30 protein-coding genes and 5 pseudogenes are annotated in these 23,496 nt (G+C 58.8%); 15 read left to right on the forward strand and 20 right to left on the reverse strand.

Annotated elements, in window-relative coordinates; translation table 11 throughout:
* Positions 1-43: 43 nt before the first annotated feature.
* Both ASE71_RS04890 and ASE71_RS04895 read right to left on the reverse strand, forming a co-directional pair.
* Positions 44-562: a VOC family protein gene (locus tag ASE71_RS04890; RefSeq protein ID WP_034801555.1), complete on the reverse strand. Its 519-nt coding sequence runs from the start codon at positions 560-562 to the stop codon at positions 44-46.
* A 328-nt stretch (positions 563-890) separates the two neighbouring features.
* Positions 891-1,409 carry a DUF6428 family protein gene (locus ASE71_RS04895; protein WP_060520392.1) on the reverse strand — a complete coding sequence of 173 codons (519 nt, stop codon included), beginning with the start codon at positions 1,407-1,409 and terminating at the stop codon, positions 891-893.
* Between the two features lie 43 nt (positions 1,410-1,452).
* Here ASE71_RS04895 and ASE71_RS04900 point away from each other — a divergent pair, with 43 nt between their 5' ends.
* The 3 genes from ASE71_RS04900 to ASE71_RS04910 are packed head-to-tail and all read left to right on the forward strand — an operon-like array spanning position 1,453 to position 3,876.
* Entirely contained in the window at positions 1,453-1,794 is a 342-nt protein-coding gene (locus ASE71_RS04900; RefSeq protein ID WP_060520391.1) for an ArsR/SmtB family transcription factor, read from the forward strand.
* A gap of 19 nt (positions 1,795-1,813) precedes the next feature.
* The gene (gene arsK, locus ASE71_RS04905) at positions 1,814-3,016 is read left to right on the forward strand and encodes an arsenite efflux MFS transporter ArsK (RefSeq protein ID WP_110818996.1); all 1,203 of its coding nucleotides are present in this window, start codon (positions 1,814-1,816) and stop codon (positions 3,014-3,016) included.
* 53 nt (positions 3,017-3,069) lie between these two features.
* Positions 3,070-3,876 (forward strand): sulfite exporter TauE/SafE family protein, encoded by an 807-nt coding sequence (locus ASE71_RS04910; RefSeq protein ID WP_060520390.1) that lies wholly within the window; start codon positions 3,070-3,072, stop codon positions 3,874-3,876.
* Between the two features lie 55 nt (positions 3,877-3,931).
* On the opposite strand, the gene ASE71_RS04915 is transcribed toward ASE71_RS04910, so the two are convergent.
* The 9 genes from ASE71_RS04915 to ASE71_RS04950 form a co-directional block, all read right to left on the reverse strand.
* Positions 3,932-4,702, reverse strand: a complete 771-nt coding sequence (locus ASE71_RS04915) for an SDR family NAD(P)-dependent oxidoreductase (RefSeq protein ID WP_060520409.1) — start codon at positions 4,700-4,702, stop codon at positions 3,932-3,934.
* A gap of 259 nt (positions 4,703-4,961) precedes the next feature.
* On the reverse strand, positions 4,962-5,153 hold the full coding sequence (locus ASE71_RS04920; RefSeq protein WP_060520389.1) for a DUF6494 family protein: 192 nt from the start codon (positions 5,151-5,153) through the stop codon (positions 4,962-4,964).
* A gap of 107 nt (positions 5,154-5,260) precedes the next feature.
* Complete coding sequence (locus tag ASE71_RS36735; protein WP_077961967.1) at positions 5,261-5,488, reverse strand: GDCCVxC domain-containing (seleno)protein; 228 nt, start codon at positions 5,486-5,488, stop codon at positions 5,261-5,263.
* Between the two features lie 236 nt (positions 5,489-5,724).
* Positions 5,725-6,453, reverse strand: coding sequence for an arsenical resistance protein ArsH (gene arsH, locus ASE71_RS04925; protein WP_060520408.1), 729 nt, complete (start codon positions 6,451-6,453; stop codon positions 5,725-5,727).
* Positions 6,428-6,850: an arsenate reductase (glutaredoxin) gene (arsC, locus tag ASE71_RS04930; protein WP_060520388.1), complete on the reverse strand. Its 423-nt coding sequence runs from the start codon at positions 6,848-6,850 to the stop codon at positions 6,428-6,430. The genes arsH and arsC overlap by 26 nt, the downstream gene beginning before the upstream one ends.
* Before the next feature lie 2 nt (positions 6,851-6,852).
* Positions 6,853-7,911, reverse strand: coding sequence for an ACR3 family arsenite efflux transporter (gene arsB, locus ASE71_RS04935; RefSeq protein WP_060520387.1), 1,059 nt, complete (start codon positions 7,909-7,911; stop codon positions 6,853-6,855).
* A gap of 1 nt (position 7,912) precedes the next feature.
* Entirely contained in the window at positions 7,913-8,440 is a 528-nt protein-coding gene (locus ASE71_RS04940; protein ID WP_060520386.1) for an arsenate reductase ArsC, read from the reverse strand.
* Positions 8,441-8,455: 15 nt separating this feature from the next.
* A complete protein-coding gene (arsN2, locus tag ASE71_RS04945) occupies positions 8,456-8,896 on the reverse strand; it encodes an arsenic resistance N-acetyltransferase ArsN2 (RefSeq protein WP_060520385.1) in 441 nt (146 codons plus the stop codon).
* Entirely contained in the window at positions 8,893-9,246 is a 354-nt protein-coding gene (locus ASE71_RS04950) for an ArsR/SmtB family transcription factor (RefSeq protein WP_060520384.1), read from the reverse strand. Before ASE71_RS04950 ends, arsN2 begins: the two co-directional genes overlap by 4 nt.
* Positions 9,247-9,295: 49 nt before the next feature.
* Here ASE71_RS04950 and ASE71_RS37575 point away from each other — a divergent pair.
* Positions 9,296-9,478, forward strand: a pseudogene (locus tag ASE71_RS37575) (SMP-30/gluconolactonase/LRE family protein); the annotation flags it as partial.
* 146 nt (positions 9,479-9,624) lie between these two features.
* Here the strand turns inward: ASE71_RS37575 and ASE71_RS04955 are convergent.
* A complete protein-coding gene (locus ASE71_RS04955) occupies positions 9,625-9,936 on the reverse strand; it encodes a hypothetical protein (protein WP_244496913.1) in 312 nt (103 codons plus the stop codon).
* Between the two features lie 78 nt (positions 9,937-10,014).
* On the opposite strand from ASE71_RS04955, the pseudogene ASE71_RS37580 reads away from it, so the two are divergent.
* Positions 10,015-10,177, forward strand: a pseudogene (locus ASE71_RS37580) (Tn3 family transposase); the annotation flags it as partial.
* Between the two features lie 146 nt (positions 10,178-10,323).
* Here ASE71_RS37580 and ASE71_RS34835 read toward each other — a convergent pair.
* Positions 10,324-10,536 (reverse strand): annotated as a pseudogene (locus ASE71_RS34835) (aldehyde-activating protein); the annotation flags it as partial.
* Positions 10,537-10,563: 27 nt separating this feature from the next.
* On the opposite strand from ASE71_RS34835, the gene ASE71_RS04960 reads away from it, so the two are divergent.
* A complete protein-coding gene (locus tag ASE71_RS04960) occupies positions 10,564-10,962 on the forward strand; it encodes a helix-turn-helix domain-containing protein (protein ID WP_244496912.1) in 399 nt (132 codons plus the stop codon).
* Positions 10,963-11,115: 153 nt separating this feature from the next.
* Here ASE71_RS04960 and ASE71_RS04965 read toward each other — a convergent pair whose 3' ends face one another.
* Positions 11,116-12,339 (reverse strand): ATP-binding protein, encoded by a 1,224-nt coding sequence (locus tag ASE71_RS04965; protein ID WP_060520382.1) that lies wholly within the window; start codon positions 12,337-12,339, stop codon positions 11,116-11,118.
* Positions 12,340-12,626: 287 nt separating this feature from the next.
* Here ASE71_RS04965 and ASE71_RS36185 point away from each other — a divergent pair, with 287 nt between their 5' ends.
* Together ASE71_RS36185 and ASE71_RS04970 are read left to right on the forward strand one after the other, a co-directional pair.
* Positions 12,627-12,842, forward strand: coding sequence for a hypothetical protein (locus tag ASE71_RS36185; protein ID WP_162251871.1), 216 nt, complete (start codon positions 12,627-12,629; stop codon positions 12,840-12,842).
* A complete protein-coding gene (locus ASE71_RS04970) occupies positions 12,751-13,275 on the forward strand; it encodes an IS30 family transposase (RefSeq protein ID WP_162251870.1) in 525 nt (174 codons plus the stop codon). Before ASE71_RS36185 ends, ASE71_RS04970 begins: the two co-directional genes overlap by 92 nt.
* A 439-nt stretch (positions 13,276-13,714) precedes the next feature.
* On the opposite strand, the pseudogene ASE71_RS04975 reads toward ASE71_RS04970, so the two are convergent.
* The 3 genes and pseudogenes from ASE71_RS04975 to ASE71_RS04985 all read right to left on the reverse strand — a co-directional run bounded on the left by ASE71_RS04975 (position 13,715) and on the right by ASE71_RS04985 (position 16,696).
* A pseudogene (locus tag ASE71_RS04975) lies at positions 13,715-15,045 on the reverse strand (TRAP transporter large permease).
* A 3-nt stretch (positions 15,046-15,048) separates the two neighbouring features.
* Complete coding sequence (locus ASE71_RS04980; protein ID WP_082566442.1) at positions 15,049-15,621, reverse strand: TRAP transporter small permease subunit; 573 nt, start codon at positions 15,619-15,621, stop codon at positions 15,049-15,051.
* A 58-nt stretch (positions 15,622-15,679) separates the two neighbouring features.
* Positions 15,680-16,696: a TRAP transporter substrate-binding protein gene (locus ASE71_RS04985; RefSeq protein WP_060520380.1), complete on the reverse strand. Its 1,017-nt coding sequence runs from the start codon at positions 16,694-16,696 to the stop codon at positions 15,680-15,682.
* Between ASE71_RS04985 and ASE71_RS36190 the strand changes: the two are divergent.
* Positions 16,697-16,963: pseudogene (locus tag ASE71_RS36190) on the forward strand (MauE/DoxX family redox-associated membrane protein); the annotation flags it as partial.
* Positions 16,964-17,416: 453 nt separating this feature from the next.
* Positions 17,417-17,827, forward strand: a complete 411-nt coding sequence (locus ASE71_RS04995; protein WP_244496911.1) for a hypothetical protein — start codon at positions 17,417-17,419, stop codon at positions 17,825-17,827.
* A gap of 462 nt (positions 17,828-18,289) precedes the next feature.
* On the opposite strand, the gene ASE71_RS05000 is transcribed toward ASE71_RS04995, so the two are convergent.
* The gene (locus ASE71_RS05000; protein WP_034801532.1) at positions 18,290-18,481 is read right to left on the reverse strand and encodes a helix-hairpin-helix domain-containing protein; all 192 of its coding nucleotides are present in this window, start codon (positions 18,479-18,481) and stop codon (positions 18,290-18,292) included.
* 574 nt (positions 18,482-19,055) lie between these two features.
* On the opposite strand from ASE71_RS05000, the gene ASE71_RS05010 reads away from it, so the two are divergent.
* Both ASE71_RS05010 and ASE71_RS05015 read left to right on the forward strand, forming a co-directional pair.
* The gene (locus ASE71_RS05010; RefSeq protein ID WP_034801529.1) at positions 19,056-19,322 is read left to right on the forward strand and encodes a hypothetical protein; all 267 of its coding nucleotides are present in this window, start codon (positions 19,056-19,058) and stop codon (positions 19,320-19,322) included.
* Positions 19,323-20,231: 909 nt separating this feature from the next.
* Positions 20,232-20,468: a hypothetical protein gene (locus tag ASE71_RS05015; protein WP_320410582.1), complete on the forward strand. Its 237-nt coding sequence runs from the start codon at positions 20,232-20,234 to the stop codon at positions 20,466-20,468.
* Between the two features lie 455 nt (positions 20,469-20,923).
* Here the strand turns inward: ASE71_RS05015 and ASE71_RS05025 are convergent, their stop codons facing one another.
* Positions 20,924-21,235, reverse strand: a complete 312-nt coding sequence (locus ASE71_RS05025; protein WP_034801528.1) for a hypothetical protein — start codon at positions 21,233-21,235, stop codon at positions 20,924-20,926.
* 120 nt (positions 21,236-21,355) lie between these two features.
* Positions 21,356-21,649 (reverse strand): N-acetylmuramoyl-L-alanine amidase, encoded by a 294-nt coding sequence (locus tag ASE71_RS05030; protein ID WP_060520378.1) that lies wholly within the window; start codon positions 21,647-21,649, stop codon positions 21,356-21,358.
* Between the two features lie 190 nt (positions 21,650-21,839).
* Here ASE71_RS05030 and ASE71_RS05035 point away from each other — a divergent pair, with 190 nt between their 5' ends.
* The 3 genes from ASE71_RS05035 to ASE71_RS05045 all read left to right on the forward strand — a co-directional run bounded on the left by ASE71_RS05035 (position 21,840) and on the right by ASE71_RS05045 (position 23,227).
* Positions 21,840-22,046, forward strand: coding sequence for a hypothetical protein (locus ASE71_RS05035; RefSeq protein WP_143106294.1), 207 nt, complete (start codon positions 21,840-21,842; stop codon positions 22,044-22,046).
* A gap of 338 nt (positions 22,047-22,384) precedes the next feature.
* Positions 22,385-22,666 carry a hypothetical protein gene (locus ASE71_RS05040; RefSeq protein WP_051659584.1) on the forward strand — a complete coding sequence of 94 codons (282 nt, stop codon included), beginning with the start codon at positions 22,385-22,387 and terminating at the stop codon, positions 22,664-22,666.
* Positions 22,667-22,774: 108 nt separating this feature from the next.
* Entirely contained in the window at positions 22,775-23,227 is a 453-nt protein-coding gene (locus ASE71_RS05045; RefSeq protein ID WP_060520376.1) for a hypothetical protein, read from the forward strand.
* The last annotated feature ends 269 nt before the right edge of the window (positions 23,228-23,496 follow it).

Raw genomic sequence — 23,496 nt, forward strand, 5'->3', positions numbered from 1 at the left:
GATTTTGATTGGCCGCTTGAGATGCAGCGACTACGGCCGGGAGTCAGCTGCCGCTGACGGGCGACCACTGCCGTGGACCGCCAGCGCTTTCGTATCCGAGCGGTCCCGGCATGCTGACGATCTCCAAAAACTGCCCCCAGGGAGCTTTGAGATAGAGCCAGGTAAGCCCGGCCATCGCGCCGCTTTCGACAAGAGTCGGCCCTTCAAGCAAATCGACGCCGGCGGCACGAAGCCGCTCTGCCGCGCGTTCGCAGTCGTCAACCTCGAAGGCTAAGTGAAAGCCACCGGTCTGGCTGTTGCGCTTCAGGGGCTCTTCCTCGCCGGTCTCGCCGGAGTACTGGAATATCTCGAGGTTCGTGCCGTTCCCGACCCTTAGAACCTTGATGTTCTCTATCCGTCTGCCCGAGGGAACACCGAGGCGCCGAAGCATGAACGCGTCGTCAGCTTCCACTTTGCCTGTTTCAAGGCACGTCACCGCTCCGAAGATGACCTCGAAAAAGCGGACAGCCTCTTCGAGGTTCGGCACAGTGAACCCCACATGCTGCATCCCGTAGATCTTCACTCGAACCTCCCAATTCGCAAGAACATTCGTCACGCAATTATGTAACTAGTTAGTTATTTTTGAGTCAAGACGTCAAGAGATGGGAGGTCGAATGCGATGGCGTGGAAAAGGCCCGAATTGTTGAGAGGATACCGACCGCGACAGTACCGGCCACATGACCTGAGCTCTCGGTTTTCAGCGAAGGGGCACGCTCGCGGTGATGCTGCGGCAATGTTCGGGCGGTGGGCTGTTCACAGCCGGCGAATGCGGCGGCAGAACTCAGCTTCCGGCGGGCGCCCCTGAGAGCGCCTCGCCGGCGACGGCATCTCGTATGGGGATGGTTCCCACCTCAGCTACAGCATTTGGAAGCGGATGAACTACAGCACGAGGCTTCCGTAGCGGCTTTCTCGGCCAACCAGCGGTCCCGAGGCTTGCAGCTCGCAGGCCGTGGCGTCAACGCGACCTGGAGAGTGCCGTCTTCCGCGACAGGAGCATTCGCGCAGAACAACTGCATCGGCCGGACGCCATCGCTCACTTCGAAGGTCAGCTTTGCGGAGCCGTCGAGACGGACGCGTTCGGAAACCTTGCGGACGATGGCCGAGAACTTCCCGGCCGTCATATGGGTCCGCTCGCCCTCCTCGATGTCCCACAGCTGCACGAAAATCTCCGACCAGGCTTCCGGATTTGCCCCGCAATCAAGCGCGGAGAACTGGCCAGCCTTGACCTCGGTCACGTGATAGCCGGGCTTCACGGGCTTTCCGTCATACAGGAAGACCAAGGGCAGGTCCGGTGTCTCTGCGGCTCTGCCGAGCAACTCCCCAAGCGAGATATCGGTTTTGTCGGATTGGCTATTGTCGATCGCGCTCATTTGTGGCTATCCTCAATTTCAATGATTCAAGGATTATTGAAATATGGATGATCGTCAAGCCCTCTCCTCCTTCGCCGCGCTTTCACAGGAAACCCGACTTTCCATCGTGAGGACCCTGGTCATCGCCGGCCCGGAAGGTCTGGCCGCCGGCGCGATTGCCGAACGCATGGGCGTCTCTCCATCAAACGTCTCGTTCCACCTCAAGGAACTCGAACGATCAGGCCTCATCTCCCAACGCCGGGAGTCGCGCTCGATCGTCTATAACGCAAGTTACGACACGCTGGCCGATCTGGTGACTTTCCTGATGGAAGACTGCTGCGCGGGGCATCCCGGCATCCGCGGGTCCGTCGAGCGATCCGCCAGTTGCTGTTCAAGCGAAGCATAGCCCGTCAAGGAACACGTCATTGCATACGATCAAGGTTCCGGCGGGCATCGTCTCCGCTCTCGGTGTCACGCAGATCATCGGCTACGGCACTCTCTACTATTCCTTCAGCATCCTCGCACCCGGAATGGCCAAAGACCTTGGCATCAGCCTGGAGCGGGTCTTCGCCGTCTTCTCGGTCTCGCTGTTCATCGGCGGCCTGTCTGCTCCGTTCATCGGCAGGCACATGGACAAGATCGGTGCGGCAACGGTGATGACGCTGGGGTCGGCCCTTGCGGCGTTAACGCTGGTGCTTTGTGCATGGTCGCCGTCTGTGTCGCTCTTCGCCCTTGCAATTGTCCTCCTCGAAGTGTCCTCCGGGATGGTCCAGTATCAGGCGGCCTTCGCAACACTGGTCGAAAGCGAACCTCGCACGGCGTCCCGCAGCATCACCTATCTGACACTCATCGGCGGCTTTGCCTCCACCATCTTCTGGCCGATCGCCGCGGCACTGACCGGATATCTGACCTGGCGGGAAATCTATCTGGTGTTCGCCGTCCTGAACCTTATCGTCTGCATGCCCCTGCACTACTGGATCATGCGTGCCGGAAGGCTGAGTTCCAAAACGGACGAGACAAGAACCCGCGAGGTCGTTGTCGGCGCTCTCGAACCCCATGCGCGTCGCCGTGGCATGCTGCTGGTCTCCTTTGCCTTCTCTCTTTCGGGCTTCACCCTCGCCGCGATCCTTGCCCACATGGTGCCGATGCTCGGCGCGATCGGACTTGGCAGTGCGGCGGTCGTGATCGGTTCCCTGTTTGGTCCGGCCCAGGTCATGAGCCGCCTGATCAACATGGTCTTCGGAAAGAGCCTGTCGCCGCCCGCGCTTGCGATTGTCTCTGCCGCTCTCATGGTCACTGGCGCGGGAATACTCGGGGTGTCAGGTGATTGGCTGCCAGGTGCGGTGGCTTTCGCCATCTGTCTTGGCCTTGGGTCAGGGATCAACAGCATCGCTCAGGGGAGCTTGCCCCTCTATCTCTTCGGGTCCGCTGGCTACGGCGCGATCACGGGCAAGATGGCTGCGGCAAGATTGGCGACTGGCGCGGCCGCCCCGTTTGCGTTCGCGGCCGCTATGAACCACTTCGGGACAACCCTCTCGCTTTTCGTGATCGCCGCGCTGGGTACGCTTGGGATCCTGGCGTTCGTCGCTGTCGCCTCATCGGTGCGTCGCGACCGCGTTGCCCGATAATGGAAGAGCGTACATAAAAGTCCGCGGATCACCGCCATGAAAGCCAAGCCCCCGTGAACACTCCGATCAAATCGACGACCTCACGCAGTCATCCGGCCGCTTTCGGCGGCGGCGCCATCATCGGCGCACTCGGCGGGTTGATAGGGCTTGGAGGGGCAGAATTCCGTCTGCCGCTGCTCATCGGCGCATTCAATTTCGCGGCCCTCGAGGCGGTGATCCTGAACAAGGCAATGAGCCTTGTCGTCGTGTCTTCCGCCCTGCCGTTTCGAGCCGGCACGATCCCTTTCAGTCAGATCGCATCGAATTGGCCGATCGTACTGAACCTTCTTGCAGGAAGCCTGATCGGTGCCTGGTTCGGCGCAGGACGGGCCACACGGTTGAAATCTGAGACCCTCTACAGGGTGATATCCGTTCTTCTTGTCGCGATCGCCGTCGTGCTGGTGCTTGGCCACGGCACCTCGGCGGGTCAACCGCTTCTGACCGGAAACTGGCAGATTGTCGCCGGTATATCCGCCGGCTTCGTGATCGGCATCGTTGCGTCGCTATTGGGCGTCGCCGGGGGCGAGTTGCTCATTCCGACGTTGGTTCTGCTCTTCGGCGCGGACATCAAGCTCGCCGGTAGCCTCTCACTGGCGGTGAGCATTCCCACAATGCTGGTAGGCTTTACCCGCTACAGCCGCGACCAGAGCTTTTCGGTTCTGGGTCACAACAGGGTGTTCGTCCTCATCATGGCCGCGGGATCGGTGGTGGGGACGTTTGTCGGCGGTCTACTCCTCGGCATTGTCCCGAATTCGATCCTCCTTCCCGCACTCGCCGTGATCTTGTTGCTGTCAGCCGTGAAGGTCTGGCGGCACGGCTGACAGGATTTCTTCCCCAGATCAATTTGACGCGCTTTTCGAGTTCGGCCCCGTGGCCTCAGGCGACGGACCATCCGCCGTCCACCAGCAGGTTCGCGCCGGTGATCAGGCTCGCAGCCGGCGATGCAAGGAAGACTACGGCACCCACCACATCATCGGTTTCCCCGATCCGGCCGAGTGGAATGTGATCGACCGTCGCTTTGCGATTTTCGGCATCAGATAAAAACGGTGCTGTACCATCCGTGTGGATGAATGTCGGCGATACGGTGTTTACGGTGACATTATAGCGTGCCCATTCGGCTGCAAGGCAGCGCGTGAGGTGATTAATTGCCGCCTTGCTCATGCAATAGATTGCCTCGCCGCGCAGTGCGACCGTACCGGCCTGTGAGCTAATGCTGATGATCCGGCCACCATTTCGCGCGATCATGTGACGGCCCACTGCCTGTGTCATCAGGAAGGTGCCCTTGATGTTGACATCGAGTATCTCGTCAAGGTCCTTTTCCTCAACGAGTTCCGCGAGATTGCCCGGGGCGACGCCGACATTGTTGACGAGGACGTCGATCCGACCGAATGCAGAAACCGCCGCGTCTACGGCTTGTGCGATATGGGCCTTCTTGGGAATGTCCAGTTCAACCGGGAGAACCTTTCGTCCCGCGCCCTCGATTTCGGCGATCAGGCCCGCTGACCTTGCGACATCGCGGACCCCCAAGACAATATCTGAGCCTGCTGCAGCACAGGCAAGTGCGCAGGCACGTCCAATGCCACGGCTCGCGCCCGTCACCAAAGTCACCTTGCCCTCAAGGCTGAAATCCGGCGCACTCTTCCGCATCATTGCCTCCCTCGATGAAGCTCAATTATTGCAGCGTCGGCGTGCGGATGCCAGTTGTTCTGCTCATGTCGCGCACGTGAAGTCCGTCCGACGAACGTCATGCTCGTCGAGAACGACCTTGGCGCAGTGGTGCTCGGGCTCTAGGCCTGGCTCGGTGGGGAGATAGAAGCTTCCGGCTCAGTGCGGGCGCGATGCCTGACCGATCTTGGTCTCATTGATGGGTATCGGCCTGGGCGTTTCGATCCATGCTTCGCCGGACCTATGGAAGTTCGATCTCACCGTTCACCACGTGGTTGAGACCAGTGCCCTCCGCCGTCAGCGTCATGCGCACCTTCAGCTTCTCGCCGCCGAACTGCCCCCCGCGCACCGCCTCTTCGATCTTACGCTGCGAGGTGACACCGACTTCTTTCAGGAACTTGCGGATCGACATGTTGAAGGCGTCTTCGCTCATCGTGGAACTCCTCGGCGTCCGTGAGGGAGCAGCGTGGGCGCTTGTCTATCGCCCGGAATGCGCCGGCACAGTAGAATACGGATGTCAGCCTTGCCTCTCATCCCACGTTAGGAACCGACGCAACAACTTGCGGCTCCGTTGTTATGTTTGGCCTCCTGGATTGGCGGGCAAGGCACGTCGCCAAAGGAACAGAACACACAGCAGTCCCCGGATTTTGGCCGGAGCATCATACCGCATCCATTGCAATCATAGAAAAACTGACAGGCGTCGGTGGGCATCGTTTCCGTAGCCCGCTGGCCGCAATTGGGACAGGTGAGGGTTGATCGAAGCTGTATGGTCACACTTTGTGCCTCGGCAACGAATGCTTTCAGATGACGCCCGTCATCCATTGCTGAATAGCCTATTTGAAATATCGCCTCGTGCATAGTTTTGCGTCATGAGCGCTAGTTCAGTCTTTCGAAAGGCAGCAATGGGCCGCCATAAGCGGACAAGGCGTTGGTTCGCTTTGGCCAAACAGCGGCCATTGCGATTGCAAGATGGCCGCTATCGGAACATTGCCGATGGCCTTTGACTAAATCGATCTCAGTGACACCCGCTTCTCCAACTCGGCCGCGTGCTCCTTCCGCTCGCTGTAGCGGTCTGTAAGGTGGGCCGAGGCGTCCCGTGTCAGCAGCGTAAACTTCACCAGTTCCTCGCAGACATCCACGACGCGGTCGTAGTAGGACGACGGCTTCATGCGGCCGTCGGCGTCGAACTCCTGGTAGGCCTTGGCGACCGACGACTGGTTGGGGATCGTGATCATCCGCATCCAGCGGCCGAGCACGCGCATCTGGTTCAGGGCGTTGAAGGACTGGCTGCCGCCGGAGACTTCCATGATCGCCAGCGTCTTGCCTTGCGTCGGCCGGATCGATCCCAGCGACAGGGGAATCCAGTCGATCTGGGCCTTCATGATGCCCGTCATCGCGCCATGGCGCTCGGGGCTAACCCAGACCTGGCCTTCCGACCATTGCGACAGGTCGCGCAGCTCCTGCACTTTCGGATGGCTGACCGGCGCCTCGTCGGGAAGCGGCAGCCCCCTCGGATCGAACATCCGCACCTCGCACCCCAACCGCTCGAGAAGGCGTCTGGCTTCGTGCGCGAGCAGCCGACTGTAGGAAACCTCCCGGAGCGAGCCGTAGAGGATCAGGATGCGCGGCTTGTGCGTCGAGAACGCCGGACGCAACGCGTCGATGTCAGGTTGGCGAAGATGCCGCTCCTGCAAGGCGGGAAAAGTCTCAGACAACGCGCTTGCCCTCCTGATCGAGAACCTGCTCGCCGTCTTCCTTGAAGAAGGCACCCTTGAAGGCATCCGGCAGGATGTCGAGCACGGCCTCGGAGGGTCGCGCAAGCCTGGTGCCGAGTGACGTGACGACGAACGGACGATTGATGAGGATCGGGTCCTTCAGCATCGCGTCGAGAAGCTGGTCGTCCGTCAGGTTCGGGTCGTCGAGACCCAGTACCGCGTAAGGCGTACCCTTCTCGCGGATCGCCTGTCGGACGGTCAATCCGGCATCGGAGATCATCCTTGCCAACTCGTCGCGCGACGGCGGTGACTTGAGATACTCGATGATATCAGGTTCGATCCCGGCTGCGCGGATCATCTCCAGCGTGTTGCGGGACGTGCCGCAGGCGGGGTTGTGATAGATGGTGGCGTCCATTGTCATGTCCTTTCAGTGATGGTGTTCCTTGAGACAGCGGGAGCTGCCTCGTACCAGCCCTTGGTGCGGTTCACGGCCCAGACGACCGTGAGCATCACGGGAACTTCGATGAGCACGCCGACGACGGTTGCCAGCGCAGCACCTGACTGGAAGCCGAACAGGCTGATGGCCGCGGCAACCGCAAGTTCGAAGAAGTTGCTGGCTCCGATCAGTGCTGAAGGCCCGGCGACGCAATGGCGCTCGCCCGACATCCGGTTCAGGAGATAGGCCAGGCCTGAGTTGAAGTAGACCTGGATCAGGATGGGCACGGCCAGCAGCGCGATGATCGTCGGCTGTGCGATGATCTGCTCGCCCTGGAAGCCAAAGAGGAGAACGAGCGTCGCGAGCAGGGCGAGGAGCGAAAGCGGCTGCAGTTTCGTCAGCATGGCGTCCAGCGCGTTCGCCGTGCCATCGGCGGTCAGCCGCGCTCTCAGGACCTGAGCGATGATGACCGGGACGACGATATAAAGGACGACCGACAGAACGAGCGTGTCCCACGGTACGGTGATAGCCGACAGTCCGAGAAGCAGTCCGACGATCGGCGCGAAGGCGACGACCATGATCGCATCGTTGAGTGCCACCTGAGACAGCGTGAACAGCGGCGCGCCGCGCGTCAGGTTGCTCCAGACGAACACCATCGCGGTACAGGGGGCGGCCGCGAGGATGATGAGGCCAGCGATATAGGAGTCGATCTGGTGGGCCGGCAGATAAGGACGGAACAGCCAGCCCACGAACAGCCAGCCGAGCAGCGCCATGGAGAACGGTTTGATGGCCCAGTTGATGAACAGGGTCACGCCGATGCCACGCCAATACGTGCTGACCTGCGCCAACGAGCGGAAGTCGATCTTGATGAGCATCGGGATGATCATCAGCCAGATCAGGATGGCGACGGGCAAGTTCACTTTCGCGACCTCTGCCGCACCGATGACCTGGAAAACACCGGGCATCAGATGACCGAGGGCGACGCCGACGATGATACAAAGGAAGACCCAGATGGTGAGGTAGCGTTCGAACGTAGACATTTCACTCGACCTTTGCGGACTTGACGGAAGCGCCTTCGAGCGAACCGATCTGACGGACGTGCTGCTCGAGCGCCAGGCGGTCGATGGAGGCCAGAGGCAGATTGATGAAGGCCATGATGCGGTTCTTGAGGAAGCGAGCGGCCTGTGCAAAGGCGCGCTGGATTTCGACCTCGGAGCCGACAACCGCAGCCGGGTCTTCGACGCCCCAATGCGCCGTCATCGGATGCCCGATCCATACCGGGCAGGCCTCGCCGTGCGCGCTGTCACAGACGGTAAAGATGAAGTCCATTTCGGGCGCGCCTGGCTGTGCGAAAACGTCCCAGCTCTTCGACGAGAAGCCGGTCGCCGGATAGCCGAGGACGTCCAGTTCCTTCAGGGCATGTGGATTGACTTCGCCCTTGGGCTGGCTGCCAGCGGAAAACGCCCGGAAGCGCCCGCCGCCTTCCTTGTTGAGGATGGATTCGGCGAGAATAGAACGAGCGGAATTGCCCGTGCACAAGAAGAGCACGTTGTAAGTCTTGTCGGTCATGGTCGTGTTCCGTGGTTAGGTCGGAGGTCTGTCGAGTTTCATGATCGTTGCCGATGCCGGGCAGATGCCTGACAGTTGACGGGTTGCGAGAACGGCGGGCGGCACATCGGCCCGCTCGACCACAACAAAGCCAAGCCTTTCGAAGAACGGTGCGGCGGAGGTTGTCGCCAGGAAGACTGCCGAGCTCACATTGACGGTCTTCAGGGTTTCCCTGGTCAGCGATTTTCCAAGCGCCTTGCCACGATGCTCGGGCAAGATGACTATCGACCTGAGAAGCACGTCGTCGCCGCACGCCTCGATGCCAGCATAGCCAACCGTGCCGCGATCTGAGGAAACCGCCCTGAAAAACGAGCGCCCAGTGTCTTCGAGGTCTTCGGTTGGAAGACCGGAAGCCGACAGCGCCAGTTTCAGTTCGGGATCGCTCCCCGTGACTGGCTCCAGCCTGATGTCGCTCATGACAGCTTCACCTCGGGAGCACAGCAGGGTGTGAGTTCTGCGATGAGCGGCGCGCAGAGTTCCGCCGAGCCGCCGCAGCAGTCTTTCAGCAGGAAGAGGGTCAGGTCGCGCAGCCCCTGAAGGTCCGCCCGATAGATGATCGAACGGCCCTGCCGCTCGCTTGAAACCAGGCCCGCACGCGAGAGCGTCGCAAGGTGCGCCGACATGGTGTTTTGCGGCACATCGAGAAGCCGGGCGAGTTCGCCGGCAGGGATGCCATCGGGTTCGTGACGGACGAGAAGTCGAAACGTCTCGAGCCTGGTAGACTGGGCGAGTGCGGCAAGCGCCGCGATTGCTGTATTGCTATCCATATATCCAGAATAACGGATATGTTTTTCGTGTCAACCTCCGTCGGCTTTGTTGAGTGCCAGAAAACTTGGCGGATCGAAATCCGCCAAGGCCCCCTCTCGATTTCACGCTGGCTCAGAACCGGCATCGGCTGGTTTTGAGCGAGGTCTGCCGGACGGCTCCTGTGTGGATGCTGAAGGCTTCATCTGGAATTGCCGCGTCGCCGGCGGCGGATGTGTGGTCCGATTTGCACCCGCCGACGGCTCCGCTGGAGAGCCTGTGGCTGGATCCCGGTGCTCAACGCCGTTTCACGCCGCCCGCCGTAAGCCGACTTTAGTCGGATATAGCGGCCACAGAACTCTTAGCATTTTGAGCCAGGCTTACCCGCCATCGGCGACGCTCTATTGCAATTCGCCGGGGCGGATCACCCGCGTTTTCCCGACATCAGGCGCCGGTGTTTTGATTTCAGTGTCGCCGACGCGAGGGGGCTTCAACACCCCATCGCAATCGTCCAGTTTTTCTGAGAGATTCTTCTGGTTCGTGTCGTCGCCCGAAGCAACGCGGCAACGATCCTTGTCCTCAGCGTTCGCCGGCTGGGTAAAGACCGCCGCCGAGACCAAAACGGTCACTGCTGAAAGTGCGTGAAGGACGGATCTAAAGGCGCCGATCGGATTCCCGCTGCTTCTGAAAGCGGGTGAAGTGTTGACACCCACAAATCAAACCTTCGGGTGGCCGGATTGGTTCCAATTTTTTCGGCAATGACCCCTGAGCTTGTCAGTCGTTTCCTAGTCGACCGGGATGGGCGATGTCTCTATGGCTGCGGTCCCGCAAAGCAGTATGGCATCCTTCAGAACGTGACGGGTGACCGCATCGACGCCGATCTTTTTCGTGGGCACTGTGACGACATCCTGCGCCTGATGACCTCTCTTGGCACCCCGCACCGTCAGCGCCTCGGAACACAATCTACACCGGCCGCGTCGTCCATAAACGCGGCAAGCTTTAGAAGTGCTCGGCGAACTTCGCCGAGCACACAATGCTACGGAAGCTGGCGCGCTCCAAACGAGCCGAACACGGATCGAGTTTGAAGAGCGTCTCTTCGATCAATTGGGGAGCGCGCCGCTCTTCTTGGCTGCCCATGTGGCGATCACATCCATCAGGACCGGGTTGAGGCAATCATAGGGTTCAAGTCTTAGCTCGCGCAGCCGCGCGCGCACACCGCCCATCTTCGCTGGATCGTAGCCGCTTTCGATGATCGAGGAGACGAAGGCGGCAAACCCGGGCTTCGCCCAGCCGCTTTCCTGGAAGCGCTCAGGAGGGCTGCGCGCCCCGGCCTCGAGCTCGTGCTACTGCGTCACGCGAAACGTTATATCGAGGCTCGCCTCGACGCCAGCACGCTGAACATCGATGCGATCTGCAACATTGTCGCCGTATCCCGCCGGACGCTTTATCGCTTGTTCGAAACGGAAGGTGGCGTTGTCCATTACATCCAGACCCGTCGGCTCGAGCGGATTAGGTCTATTTTGGCCAATCCCAGGGATATGCGCCGCATCTCCGACATTGCGGCCGACTTCGGATTTTTGAGAGGCGATCATTTCGCCCGCGCCTTCAAACAGCAGTACAGGCAAAGCGCACGGGAGCTTAGGCAATCGGTGAAATCAGACGGACGACCGAATACGGGTCTGGCGGTACAGGCCCCACACGCTGGATTCGACGATTGGATAAGGCAACTTCCGTCATAGGAGGTTGACCGATTTGCTGCTTGGCACGTTTCTCAGCGTCTGCGAGACGATTCCCTCGCCTTGAAGGGAATCGAACCTGAGGCCTATTGGTTATCGAGACCTTGGAAGTCTCAAAAATGCTCGGGTCTGAATACTGAGCGAAATTCTCACGCGCTACCGCCACAACGCGGATATTGGCACAGCGGACAAACGTTCTCCGAAAGGGACCACTTTGTGGTGGTCATACAAGACCATGCCCGAAACAAACCGTTCTCCGGATGCTTCGGCCAAAATTCGCAATCCGGAAAAATCGGAATTCGAGACGGATGCTGCCGCCTTTATTTCGATACCGACGATCCGCCCCCTTGTATCTTCGATGACGATATCGACTTTGTTCTGCTGCTTGTCTCGAAAATGCGAAAACTGAAAGCGGGTTTGCCCGCCGCTGGCGAGTTTAAGGATCTCGGCAAAAACGAAAGTCTCCAGCAATGCCCCGAACCGACCCCTGTCGTCGTGGAGACGGTCGAGAGAGAGGTCACGAAGGGATGCGAGAAGACCAGAATCGAGGAAATGTATTTTCGGTGTTTTCGTGAGGCGTTTTAGTTTGTTCGAAAACCAGGGTTGTACGGTTCGAGCGAGGAACAGGCTCTCGAAGATGCCGACATATTTTTGCGTTGTAATGTGGTTCATCCCAATGGCCGCGCCAATTCCAGAATAGTTGACGAGCTGTCCCGAATGCTCTGCCAGGATGCGTAGGAGGCGCGGCATTTGAGCAATCTGCTCGATTTGCGCGACATCGCGAACGTCGCGTTGAACGATCGCCTGGATATAATCCGCATACCAGTCCTGTCTGCGGTTCAAGGTTTTGCGGGCCAGCGCCTCGGGATATCCACCGGCCAGAACCGCAGCCATGAGGTCGTCTCCGAAGAATGGCTCTCCGGCCTTGGCTTCGTTTTGGAAGGCGTCGCGCAGGAAGCTGCTGCCGGCGGTTCTGATCTCGCTTTGCGCAAGCGGCAGCAATCGAACAACCTCCATTCGCCCTGCGAGCGAGTCTGCCACGCGTGGCAACGTCATGAGATTGGCTGAACCGGTCAGAAGGAACCGCCCTGGGCGCTGGTCGGTATCCACGCTTTCCTTGATGGCCAACAGCAGTTCGGGCGCGCGCTGAATTTCATCGATGATGGCGCGATCCATACCTCTTACAAAGCCAACTGGATCCTGTCGCGCTGCGTCCAGGATGGTTGCATTATCCAGCGTGTAATACTCCATCCCCTCGGTGGCCATCTTCTTAGCCAACGTCGTTTTTCCTGATTGTCTGGGACCTACGATCAGTACGACTCGCGTGTCTGACAGGGCGTCGGCAACGCGTTGCTCAACGAGCCTTGGATACAGCGCCACAGCTTCCTTCCTTTGATGACTGTTTGAAACTACGGCGATGACCAATTGAAAGTCAAGGAGTGACGATTTGAAATCTACGTGGCGACTGATTGAAACTCGAAACCAGAAGTGGGTGGCATGTCAGATTGCGGCATGAGGGAAGCCACAGGCCATGCAAGGGGAGTGGGAAAAAGGTGGGGGTAAGAAATTTCGGCTAAGCAGGAACCTTTTCTGAAGGGGCTTTCGTTGGCGTACGACATCCACAAAGAGCGGCGGCAGCGCCTGGGAAGCTTGTGCGGCACCCGCAATTGCGCGAGCTGGTGATCGAGCAGCTGAAGACACCTTGGTCACCGGAACAGATTGCCGGTCGTCTGCTCGCCGATGGCGTCAGCGCCGTGCGGGTCTGCAGCGAGACGATCTATCGCTTCATCTATGGCAAGGAAGATCAGGCGCTGGAACTCCATCAGCATCTGGCGGAAGGCCGCAGCAAACGCCGCCCCCCGCAGCTCGAGGAAACCCCGTGACGGCACTTTTCCGGCTGCCTGCAGGATATCGCAACGCCCTGATTTCATTGGTGATCGTTCGCAGTTCGGGCATTGGGAGGGCGACTTGTTGATCTTCGAACGTGATTTCGGCAACGCCAACCTGATCTCGTTGGTCGAGCGCAAAAGCCTCTACACCGTGATGATCAAGAATCCGAGCCGGCGCTCGAGACCGATCATGGACAAGATCATCGAAACGTTCTCACCTTTGCCAGCCTTTGCCCGGCAGAGTTTCACCTTTGATCGCGGCACGGAGTTCGCCGCTTTAGGGCTTTGGAAGATGGCATCGGCGCGCGGAGCTGGTTCTGCGACCCCAGTGCGCCGTGGCGGAAAGGTGCGGTGGAAAAACGCCAACAAGCGCAGCCGCCGCTTCACGCCCAGCGATACCGAACTCACCGCCGTCACCCAGCAATAGCTCGTCGCGCTCGTCCACCATCTGAACGCGCTGCCACGCAAGTGCCTGGGTTACCGCACACCGCCGAGGTCTTCATAGCGCATTTGCGAGACTGCGCGTGATGCCCTACCGTTCACACGGCAATGTTGCACTTGGACTAGATTCTCCAGGATTAACATTGGACCTGGAGGCATTGGCAACCAGAGCCGCTGTGATAACTGAGACCCTCGGATCTTATTCCGCACCGAGGCTATGTTCGACGAACAGAGAGCCGCTCGATGTTCTTCGTCTTGGCGGAACCACGGTCACGCCCAGCTCTCCTCCCCAACGAGCCTGGCTAAGGCTTTAATGCCGCAGTTCCTCGGGAGCGAGGTCTACGTACCGGCCAGTTGTATGGTCCTGACGGATAACAGCCAAACGACACCGTCAATCGACTACGATTGAAGGAAACATGGGTTAGTTATCGTCCGGTAATGCCCGGGAACGCGATCAACATGGAGACGGCGAGGATCTGTGACATGATGAACGGAACAAGAGCCCGGAAGATGATCCCCAGCGTAATGCCCGGAGGGGCCACTGACTTCAGGTAGAAGGCGGCCGGCCCAAAGGGCGGCGACAGGAACGACACCTGCATGTTCATGCAGAAGAGAACGCCGAACCAGACCGGGTCCATGCCGAGCGACTTGATGATCGGTACGAAGACCGGCATCGTGAGAAGGGCTATCCCGACCCAATCCAGAAAGGCGCCCCGCACGAACAGGATCAACATCATCACCAGCACGATCACAGTCGGATTATCGGAAATGCCGGTGATCATGCCAGAAACGAAATTCACGCCGCCCATCAAGTTGTAGACGCCCACGATGGCCGTGGCACCTATGCCGATCCAGACGATCATGCCCACAGTCGATAGCGTCTGCATCGCCGCATCGCGCAGCAGTCTATATGAGAACTCCCCCCGCAGAATGGTCGAAAGGATGACCCCACCGACTCCGATTGCGGAGGCTTCAGTTACGGACGCGATGCCGCCGTATATCGAGCCGAGAACAACGAAGACGACAAGCACCGGCAGGGCAAGACCCTTAAGGAGCCGGAGTTTCTCTTCTGTTGGGATCGGCGTCATATCTACCGGCGGCACAACGCCGGGCGTAAAGTAGGCGCACACGAGAATATAGGCTACATAGAACATCGCCAGCATGAAGCCAGGCAAGAAGGCTGCCGTGAACAAATCACCGATAGAAACGTTCGCCGTCAGGCCATAGATGATCAGGACGATGGAAGGCGGGATCATCGTGCCGAGCGAACCACCCGCGCAGACGACGCCGATCGCCAGGTTGCGATCATATCCGAGACGCAGCATCTGCGGCAGCGCGATAAGGCCGAGAAGAACGATCTCGCCGCCGATGATACCGCTCATGGCAGCGAGGATCACCGACACAAAGACGGTTTGAAAACCGCAACGCCGCCGCGTATTCGGCCGGCAAAAAGCTTCATGGCATCGAAGAGGTCGCGTGCGATGCCGGAGCGGTCGAGTATCGCGGCCATAAGGACGAACATCGGCACCGAAACGAATACGAATTTCATCACAAAGGAATAAACGCGGCTCGTAATGAGCGGGATCGACATGGGCCCGAACCAACCGAGCGCGAAGATAAGTGCTACGAGAAGTGTGACAAAGGCGAGCGGCATGCCGGAGAGTAGCAGCCCTACCATCATCACGAACATAAGCAGGGTGCCCCAACCGATGCCGAGCGCCTGCAGATTGATGCTGAAATCAAACAGATCGGTCATCGTTCAGTCCTTTGAAGCTCGCTTGGCGTAGTTGACGGCAAGAATCAGAAACTGAACGACGAGCAGGATCATAACCAGAAGGATAAAGATCTTGATCAGGGCCGGCGTCGGCGGGCTCCAGGCACTACCGGTCGTCTCCAGGCGGACCTCGCCGGAAGGAGTGACCACGGCCCGTTCGACCATGTGATAGGCGGCAAAGGCGAAGAAGCCGCTGGCAAGGGCGCTAACAAGGGAGATGACGATGTCGGCGATCCGGCGCGCGCGGGGAGAGAAATGATCATAGAGCAGAACGACGCGGATATGGGTGTTGCGGGCGGTGCAATAGAGGCCGCCGAAGATGAAAGCGACGCCGCAAAGGAAGACCGTCGTCTCATGTGCCCAGATCGTCGGGCTGTTCAACACGTATCGCAGGAATACTTCCACAAGCAGTATGAGCGCTGCGAGCACGATGCCGACGGCAAAAACATAGCCAGCTTTGTCGATGAGACGGCCGAGCATGCCGGCTTCGGGAACGGCCCCGACGACCTCGGCGCCCATGGCGGCCCCGGCGTCCTCTGAAAACGTGTCTCTTGTCATGCCCCTCTCCCTCGGCACGAGAAAACGACGGCCCGGAGCGGGCCGCCGCATGGTCGGGTCAGAGCAAGCCCTTTTCCTTCAGGTAGGCCGTCAGCGTGTCGAACACCTTCTGGGCCATTGGCGAACGCTTCGCGATATTCTCCCATTCGGCGACCCCAAGCTTGCGAAACTTGGCACGCTCCTCGGCCGACCAATCGTGGATCGTAATCGAGCCTTCGGCCTTGGCCGCCTCCACCGCCTTCTGGTCGGCGGCCTTGAGACCGTTGATCTGGGTTTGCTGGAATTCCTTGACAGTTTCCTCAAGGATTTTCTTGAGGTCATCCGGCAGCGGTTCCCATTTCGCCATGTTCATGGAGACCTCGACGAGTGGCAGCGAGTGGGAGCCTGGATACACCGGATGTTTCGCAACGCCATTGAGGCCCTGCGCCTGATTGACCGAGGATACGGAATAATCGGCCGCATCGACGACGCCCTTGTCGATCGACGTATAGACTTCGGAGGACGGCAGATTGACCGGGGCAGCGCCAGCGGCTGCAAACACGTTGGCAATCGGACCTTCCGGGGCGCGCATCTTCAGCCCCTTGAGATCATCGACACCATCAAGCGGCACACGCGAGACGAACGCTTCCAGCCCCGGAGTGGAAACGCCGATAAAATGCAGGCCGTAGGAGCCCAGCAATTCCTGCATGATCTGCTTGCCACCGCCGTTCTCCACGAAGTCGATCATCTGCGCCGGATCGGACCAGGCGCCGACCGGATTGGAGATCAGGCCGAAAGCCGGATCCTTGCCGGCCCAACAGGACGAATCGCAGATCTGACCATCGAGAATGCCGCCTGCAACCGCATCAAGCGTTTCGTTATATTCCACGACCGAACCGACCGGCAGAAGCTCGATCTTCACCTTGCCGCCGGAGCGCTCGGCGACGAGGTCGGTCCAACCTTTCTGATATTCGAAGTTCGGGTTGCCCGCCGGGTCCGAAGACTGGAAGCGGAACGTGAATTCCTGCGCAAGCGCAGTGCCGGCAAGGCCGATGGCCGTGACGACGGCAAATGCGCCAATAAGAAAACGCTTCATGCCTACCTCTACCCCTTCGGCGAAGCCCTTGCAGGTATCCTGATGATCGCTGGCGTATGGTTGTGGCTTGCAATTCCGGTTGCGTTCGTAGTCGGCACCATTGGCGCCATTTCCATTTTCAAGGCCGTATACATTGACCGCCGTAAGCTGAAATGTGCTTGCGTCGGCGGCGACAGCAATGTCCCGTTGGGCCTTATCTCACTCACTGAAAACCTAATGTTGATTGCTATGGCGGTCTGGATGCTCATCAATCGAATAGAGGGATAGCATGTCCTATGTAACGGGGCTGGTAGGGCTCGGCCATGGGTTACGATGCGACGGCTACGAGGAGAAAATCAAGCCAGCCCACCTATTCAACCTCAGAGATTGAATAGGTGGGCTGGCGAGTTCCATCCTGCCGGCCCGGCAGAAGGACGACACTCTCATGGCCCCTTAATCGCCTTCGGGGCCATTCTTTTTCTGGCCTGCCCTTGGAAGCGAATTCTACGCCTCCTATATAAGCTAATGCGCATTTAGATCCCCGCCCTTCGGAGACTGAAGGCGCCTGACGGCTTCACCATTAGTGAAGTCGTGTAGCCGGCCTCGTCGCCCCCCACGACGAGGCCGTTTCTTAGAGTCGCCTTTCCGAGCACACCCGTAGAATCTCTGAACCATTGGGCGCATAGTATAGCGCGTTAGAACTAGCGCGGGCCGCCTGCCGCCCCACGCGAAGGAGGCCGCATGTCTTCCAAGGATCCAGATCTAGATATAGACGCCGAAGACATCAGCCTTTTGGTTGAAATACTAAAAGCCGCTGGTTATCTCGAAGCCAAAGAAAGAGATGAACGCGCAGAAAAGCTTGCTCTGGCGCGATTCCTGACGGCCGCCATTCAGCGGGGCGAACTGACAAAGGCGCAACTGACCGCCTTTCTTGGGAAGAGCGGCGCGCCAGGCGGACAAAATCAAATTGCAGCCCAAACGAAAACGGAAGCCATCAATCGGTGGGAGAAGAAGGTGGCGCAATCGCACGTTCACCTTTTGAGCTTCCTCCAAGTCCGGTTCGACGCGCACCCCTTCATTCATAGGAGGTGTCAGTGCACATACCGCCCAAACTCGCAATTCAACATCTTGGTCCCCGAGATCTTGCCTTGATACGAAAAGTCTTCGAAACGGCCTGTGCCAAAACTCGCATTCCACATCTCAGCAAGCGAGCCGTCCGCCTAGCAAGCTTCATCGCTGATGAATACCGGCTTGGGAACAAGGATGAAACTTCCCTTCTAGAGTGCGCTATCTGGTTCGGTACCGCCCGCATTCCCTTAGCAACTGAGGACAGATCACCCAGCGACACCCAAGTTGCAGCGACGAGAGAGGCTAGAGGTCGGGCGGGCTTGCGCAAAACCGGCGTGCCCAAAAGCCAGGGCTAGACACGCTCCCGAACATGCCATCGCCACCCAGTTAGCGCCCGGATTGGCGATACCACCGCCAGGACGCAGCGGTAGAGGAGCTTTTCCACGCAGGTGAAGAGAATGCTCAAAGTCTTTATAGCCGCGGGCGAATATCGAGAAGTTCAATGAACTGATTTCGAAGGAGGTGGCCCGGTAATGGCTTCAGGCCTCACGTCTTTGCAGGGTCTCTGCCCAATGCATCACAGATTTTCTGCCACGATTTTGCGCCCATTCCCTTCATCCGCAACGCGTCCGTCGTGGGAACGTGCTTCATGTCATCGACGGTCTCAAACCCCCGTCGTTTGAGCTCGCCGAGGAGCTTTGGGTTTCTCAGCCTCAAGTCTGAAAGCTTCGTGGTCATGCCCGCATCAGATCAGGCTTTCGCCCGACGCGCAATTTGTAGGATTCTCCAAAGGGCTCGGAATTTGTCGCCGCACGTGATAGCCTTAGAACGAGCCCGAGTGATCCCTTTCGCCTGCTCGGGCTTCTTGGCACAGCACACAATTCGGCCCCGCACTTTGGGGCCATTTTTTTTTGCGAAGGCAGGAACTCAATAACGCCGTCGGCGTTTCTCGGCTGTGGCAGCCCTGAGTCCCCCGATCAGGATGACGCCTTCACGATCCGCCCGGATCTGAAACTCACGAAAGTGCCCCATGGCCTCGCTCTCCCCGGCGAGGCCATACTTTTTGGCGGGGACCGCTTTGCTCCTCTGAGGAAGCGCCTTTCCCACCCACCCACAATCTGGCATTGTGCGCGGCCGAGAGGGGGAACCTCATGTCCTACGATTGGGAACGTGCCAGGCGTCGACGGTACAGGCACGCGCGGCTCGGGCTTTGATTGCCTTAGCAGCATGACTGGTCGCTCTCGCTTCAGCGCAATAGCCTAGCGGATCTCCCGAATCCCTACCCTTCCTGCTCGATCAAAGGAGGATTAATATGGCCCAAAGCAAGCCGCGAAAGATGAAGCCGAGCGAAATACCGGATTTCGTGTCTGAGATTATTGCGGCCGGTTGCGATATCACCGCCATAGGGCATGACAAGTACGTACTTGGTGATATCGAGGAGCAGGATGCAGCGCTTGAGGATCTTGACCGGATCGGCGACAAATTCGGCGAGCGCGATCACCTGAAGCTGCAGATCGTCGCCTATCTCTGGTCCATCGGCCGATACATAGAACTGGAGATCGAAGGGACGCGGCATTGACTGCGTCCTAGCCAGTGGTAGGGACAACAGACAAGCAGCGCTGTGTATATGAGGAAAATGGACTTTTCGTCATATGTGCAATCGTGCATTGTGCGCCACCGAGAGGGAGGCACTGATGTCTTACGATTGGGAAGGGGCAAGACGACAAAGGTACAAGGGCGCTCGGATTTGGCTTCTGATCGCCTTGGCCGCTTGGCTTATCGCCCTCGCGTTAACGCCATAGCTGGAACGAACCAATGGCCCGAAAGATCGCCGTCATCGCCTGCATTGTGGCTACTGGATTAGCTCTGGCGAGCTGTGCGGGTCGCTCTTGCCGGGATTGGCCGGGCACCTGCATTATTCGGTGATGGCTGCCCGAAAGATGAAATCCCCCGCAGCGCCAGCAAAGCAGTTCGCGCCCCCCAAATTGACTACGCGACTACCCCTTTCGCATGGTTGCGATCGGTCCCCATTTTTGCGACGATACAACCGTGATCGCGCAACAGAAATAGTCCATGGTTGTACTTCTCATTGCCGTGCGATCACTGAATTAATGTACGCATTGCGTTTTTTATGGTTTGACGACCTTCCACGATGAAGCCCCGCATCCCCTGCGGGGCTTCATTCGTTTAAGTGCGTGCGAGTAGATGACGCACACGCTCTTTCGTGGCCCGTTGGCTGCAATTTGGGGCCATTTTTTTGCAGAGACGGAACTCAGTACCGCCGTTTGCGTTTCTGGCTTTGTGGAACCCTTTCCCCGATCAGGGTGACACCTTCACAATCCCTCCGGAAGTGAAGCTTGCTCAGTGCCGATGGCCTCGTCGCCGCCCGACGGGGCCATTTCTTTTCAAGCCCCCAAAATTTCCGGGGAGTATTCTTGCTCCTGTCGGCCATGGCAGGTCTCGTCATAACGTCAACGGAGGACCTGACATGACGGAGAATGACCGCCGCCAAATGAACGCCAGCGAGATCCCCGCATTCGTCGTCGACGTGATCGAGGCCGGGTGCAACATCTGCGCAGTCGGGCATGAAAGCTACGTGCTCGGGGATATAGACGAGCAACATGCCGCGATCGAGGAGCTTGAGCGGATCAGGGAGAAGTACGGCGACCGTGATCCGCTGAAGCTGGAGATCGTCGCCTATCTCTGTCGATCGGACGGTTCATAAACGTCGCCCCTGCGGGAACCAGTTATAAAGCCCCCGTGCAGGCTTCCCTACTCAATTTGGAGTAAGTGAAATCGAGCAGTGGTTGCGGTACGGTCACTACGAGAAGGGCATCCGTGGGGAGGGAGAGTTGCCGTTCAAGCCAACGTGGGCGTGCTGCCTCGGCCTACTATCCGGCGCAATTGTGGGTTATCTCACTGGCTTCGGCGCCGGCATGGGTATGCCCGAACTGGGAACGGAACTTGTCGGGCTGATTGGCGCTGTTGCCGGAGGCGTCGGTAGCTTGGTCGAGCCGGCTCCCGAGGATGAGAGACGGCCAAGATGATGCTTTCTGCTGGTTCTTCGGGCCAGATAGGTCAGGACCCCGGCAGGCCGATCGTGAGCGCGTAGAGCGCCAGATAGCCGTACCAGGGCGTGCCCTCGGGCATGAACGCCAAGAGCTTTCGAGATGCTACCCATTATTGTGCTTCCTTCAGTGCGAGAGATATGGTCGCGTATGCGGTCGCAGCGACGACGAGCGCGTTGGCAGCCGTGACGCTTCCCGGATCGGCGCAGCTGACGCGAACGCCGTCGTAGGCGGCCTTTTCCTTGGCGATGGTCGAAGCCTTGATGTTGCCCGAGACCGAGGCCGCGATGAACGCGGCGTGCGCCGTCTCGAGCAGAGCGCAGGTCTTCGGAAGGCTGGTCTTGATCGCAGTGTCGATCGAACCAGTGGCGGTGCAAGCGGACAGCACAAGGGCCGCCGCCGATACGATGATCAGCGAACGCATGTTCGTTTCCTTGGATGTTGGAGAGGGTTAGAGGCGTGCTTTGACGTCGGCGCGCATCTTATCGCCGCATGCTTTGGCGCCGATGACGTTCGTCGCGAACGGGAGCCGGGTGAAATCCTACTACCCGGCCTGTTTGATGCCCAGATTCGTTTGAACCTCGGCATGGGAAAGGATCGTCTTCGAGGTGACCGGGATTTTGTAGAACTCGGCCAGGTGCGCGATGACGTCCATGGCGCAATGCCACTGCGTTTCCGTCATGGGATATTTGCCCGCATGGGATGGACTTTCGATCGCGCCGGCCATGCAGGCCAGCGAGACGCCGATCGAACCGGTGTTGCAGCCCCGCGTATGGGCGGCGTAGTCGTCATCGGCAGTGCTCACGTTGTCGGCGATCGTGTGATCACCGCGGACCACGTTGCCGGAGCCCTCGACGATGAAGTAGTAATGCTCCTTGTCGAGATCGGATGCTCGATAGGCGCCGGCGCTCCATTGCCGAAGCGAACCTGGGATCTGGATCTGGTATTGATCGTTGTCGTGAACAGTGGCGCGTTGCTGGCGCCTTGCTATTTTTCACGATTTGACAGTGAAGGGCCCGAATGCCGACGTGAGTGTGACAAAGTTCGACCAGATGGTTTCGGACCGGCGAATGCCGAGGCCGAAGCGCATCGATGGTTGTGTGGTATGGGACCGGCTGATGATCGACGCGGCGTTCTCCGATTTGCACGACGAGAACCATAACCGTATTGATGAGCTTCTATCCGGAGCCGCCGATCGCCGAGCGACCGCGTTCGATAATGCTAAGAAGCGTTAGGGCATTGATGCCGTCGATTTGGCTCTGTTCAGGCGCTCACTAAAAGGCGCGCGCCTCGCATAGGCGAGCAATGTCGTTCTGTTCATCGGGTTTTCCTTCGGTTGGGAGAGTGATAAATAGTTGTGGTGTATGCGCGGAGGCAGCCGTGGATTGCTCAGACACCTTCGATATTCAGTGCCTGACGGGCAGTGGGCGGGAGAGGTTCACTTTCGCTCAGATGGAGACCAGGGAGCGGGTTCAGCGCACCCATTGCGGCGCTGCCCGCAGCATGCAAAAAGAAGACATTCTGGAAATCTGTCGGTGACGCGGCAAATATGACGCGACAAAGGCTGTGACAAATGTCGTTGGTCAAGCTCGGACGGGCGCGGCTCTCCTTGGTATTGCCTTATCACCGTGAACAGTTGCGAGCAGCCAGGAATCCGACTCTGTACGATCTGTTCGAGTCCTACGCGTTGGCCGCGCAGACCCTCGACAGACTGCTGACGGAGCACCGCCGCCGCGAGGAATTGATCAACGAGTATCAGGCGCTGTGCCTGGACATGCAGGCCGAAGTCATCGCGCTGCTGAAGCAAATTGAGCTAGCGGCACCTCAATCCCGAACCCGAGGTTTTGAAGGATAGCCAGCCCGCCTCCAGAGGTGCATACTCAGCCCATCGCCGGACTGTAAAACAGCCTCTGGCGACTGGGAGATCATAATCGCTCTCGGCCCGAGTGGAGGAGATTGCGCTATGATTAGCCATCCGCAATCTGGGTACATGCTTCCTGACGGCTTCCGTATTGTCTCTTCTGTATTTGAGAAGATAGTGAACAGCCGACATATTTCTCGGCACAGTAAGGAAAGTGAGTGCCTGGCGCGATATGCGCTCAAGTTTTGCATGAACGGCACGGGGGATGCGTGGGAACTTGAACAGAGGCTCAAGAACGTTTGTGTGTTCGTCAATCGTCCGCCGCAACCTGCCCCTCGCGACGACGAGTTCTCGGCTTTTCTGCCTGAGCTACTGGCATGGGCGCGCAGCCTAACGACCTCACCGGTTGAGGCGGACGCTCTCGCCGAACAGACACTCGGTTACGCCATCGAGCATTTCGACGAGTTTCGCGAAAACCCCGATCTACGAGAGTGGCTCGTCGGGCTGATGATGGAGCGTCGCTTTGGCCGCGGGAGTAACCGGCGCCCACATTGACGTGAAGCAGAGCTGAAAGGCGCTCGCGCTATGGTGATTTACATGCGACCGGAGGCAGTTGATATGTTGTATTCACGATGCGATAAGCTGGACCTGTAGGGTGAAGCGAAAGAGTTCTGGGCGCTTCACCCTTTTTTTGTCTCGTAGCCTTGTCAGCGAAAGACGCGGCAACGGCTTGAAACGCCCCCATGATCACGTCCGTGTGGAAACACTAAATTAACCCGCTCCCGCGCAATCTACTGTCGGTTGCCATTGTCCCTGCACGTTAC

It is taken from the genome of Ensifer sp. Root954, assembly GCF_001429005.1.
Taxonomy (GTDB): domain Bacteria; phylum Pseudomonadota; class Alphaproteobacteria; order Rhizobiales; family Rhizobiaceae; genus Ensifer; species Ensifer adhaerens.

Coding starts and splice junctions, on each gene's coding strand:
- ASE71_RS04895 (WP_060520392.1), bottom strand. CDS start 1,409: ATGAGCGCGATCGACAATAGCCAATCCGACAAAACCGATATCTCGCTT.
- ASE71_RS04900 (WP_060520391.1), top strand. CDS start 1,453: ATGGATGATCGTCAAGCCCTCTCCTCCTTCGCCGCGCTTTCACAGGAA.
- ASE71_RS04915 (WP_060520409.1), bottom strand. CDS start 4,702: ATGCGGAAGAGTGCGCCGGATTTCAGCCTTGAGGGCAAGGTGACTTTG.
- ASE71_RS04920 (WP_060520389.1), bottom strand. CDS start 5,153: ATGAGCGAAGACGCCTTCAACATGTCGATCCGCAAGTTCCTGAAAGAA.
- arsC (WP_060520388.1), bottom strand. CDS start 6,850: ATGGACGCCACCATCTATCACAACCCCGCCTGCGGCACGTCCCGCAAC.
- arsB (WP_060520387.1), bottom strand. CDS start 7,911: ATGTCTACGTTCGAACGCTACCTCACCATCTGGGTCTTCCTTTGTATC.
- ASE71_RS04940 (WP_060520386.1), bottom strand. CDS start 8,440: ATGACCGACAAGACTTACAACGTGCTCTTCTTGTGCACGGGCAATTCC.
- arsN2 (WP_060520385.1), bottom strand. CDS start 8,896: ATGAGCGACATCAGGCTGGAGCCAGTCACGGGGAGCGATCCCGAACTG.
- ASE71_RS04950 (WP_060520384.1), bottom strand. CDS start 9,246: ATGGATAGCAATACAGCAATCGCGGCGCTTGCCGCACTCGCCCAGTCT.
- ASE71_RS04970 (WP_162251870.1), top strand. CDS start 12,751: ATGGCAAGGAAGATCAGGCGCTGGAACTCCATCAGCATCTGGCGGAAG.
- ASE71_RS04980 (WP_082566442.1), bottom strand. CDS start 15,621: ATGACAAGAGACACGTTTTCAGAGGACGCCGGGGCCGCCATGGGCGCC.
- ASE71_RS04985 (WP_060520380.1), bottom strand. CDS start 16,696: ATGAAGCGTTTTCTTATTGGCGCATTTGCCGTCGTCACGGCCATCGGC.
- ASE71_RS04995 (WP_244496911.1), top strand. CDS start 17,417: ATGTCTTCCAAGGATCCAGATCTAGATATAGACGCCGAAGACATCAGC.
- ASE71_RS05000 (WP_034801532.1), bottom strand. CDS start 18,481: ATGACCACGAAGCTTTCAGACTTGAGGCTGAGAAACCCAAAGCTCCTC.
- ASE71_RS05010 (WP_034801529.1), top strand. CDS start 19,056: ATGGCCCAAAGCAAGCCGCGAAAGATGAAGCCGAGCGAAATACCGGAT.
- ASE71_RS05015 (WP_320410582.1), top strand. CDS start 20,232: ATGACGGAGAATGACCGCCGCCAAATGAACGCCAGCGAGATCCCCGCA.
- ASE71_RS05025 (WP_034801528.1), bottom strand. CDS start 21,235: ATGCGTTCGCTGATCATCGTATCGGCGGCGGCCCTTGTGCTGTCCGCT.
- ASE71_RS05040 (WP_051659584.1), top strand. CDS start 22,385: ATGTCGTTGGTCAAGCTCGGACGGGCGCGGCTCTCCTTGGTATTGCCT.
- ASE71_RS05045 (WP_060520376.1), top strand. CDS start 22,775: ATGATTAGCCATCCGCAATCTGGGTACATGCTTCCTGACGGCTTCCGT.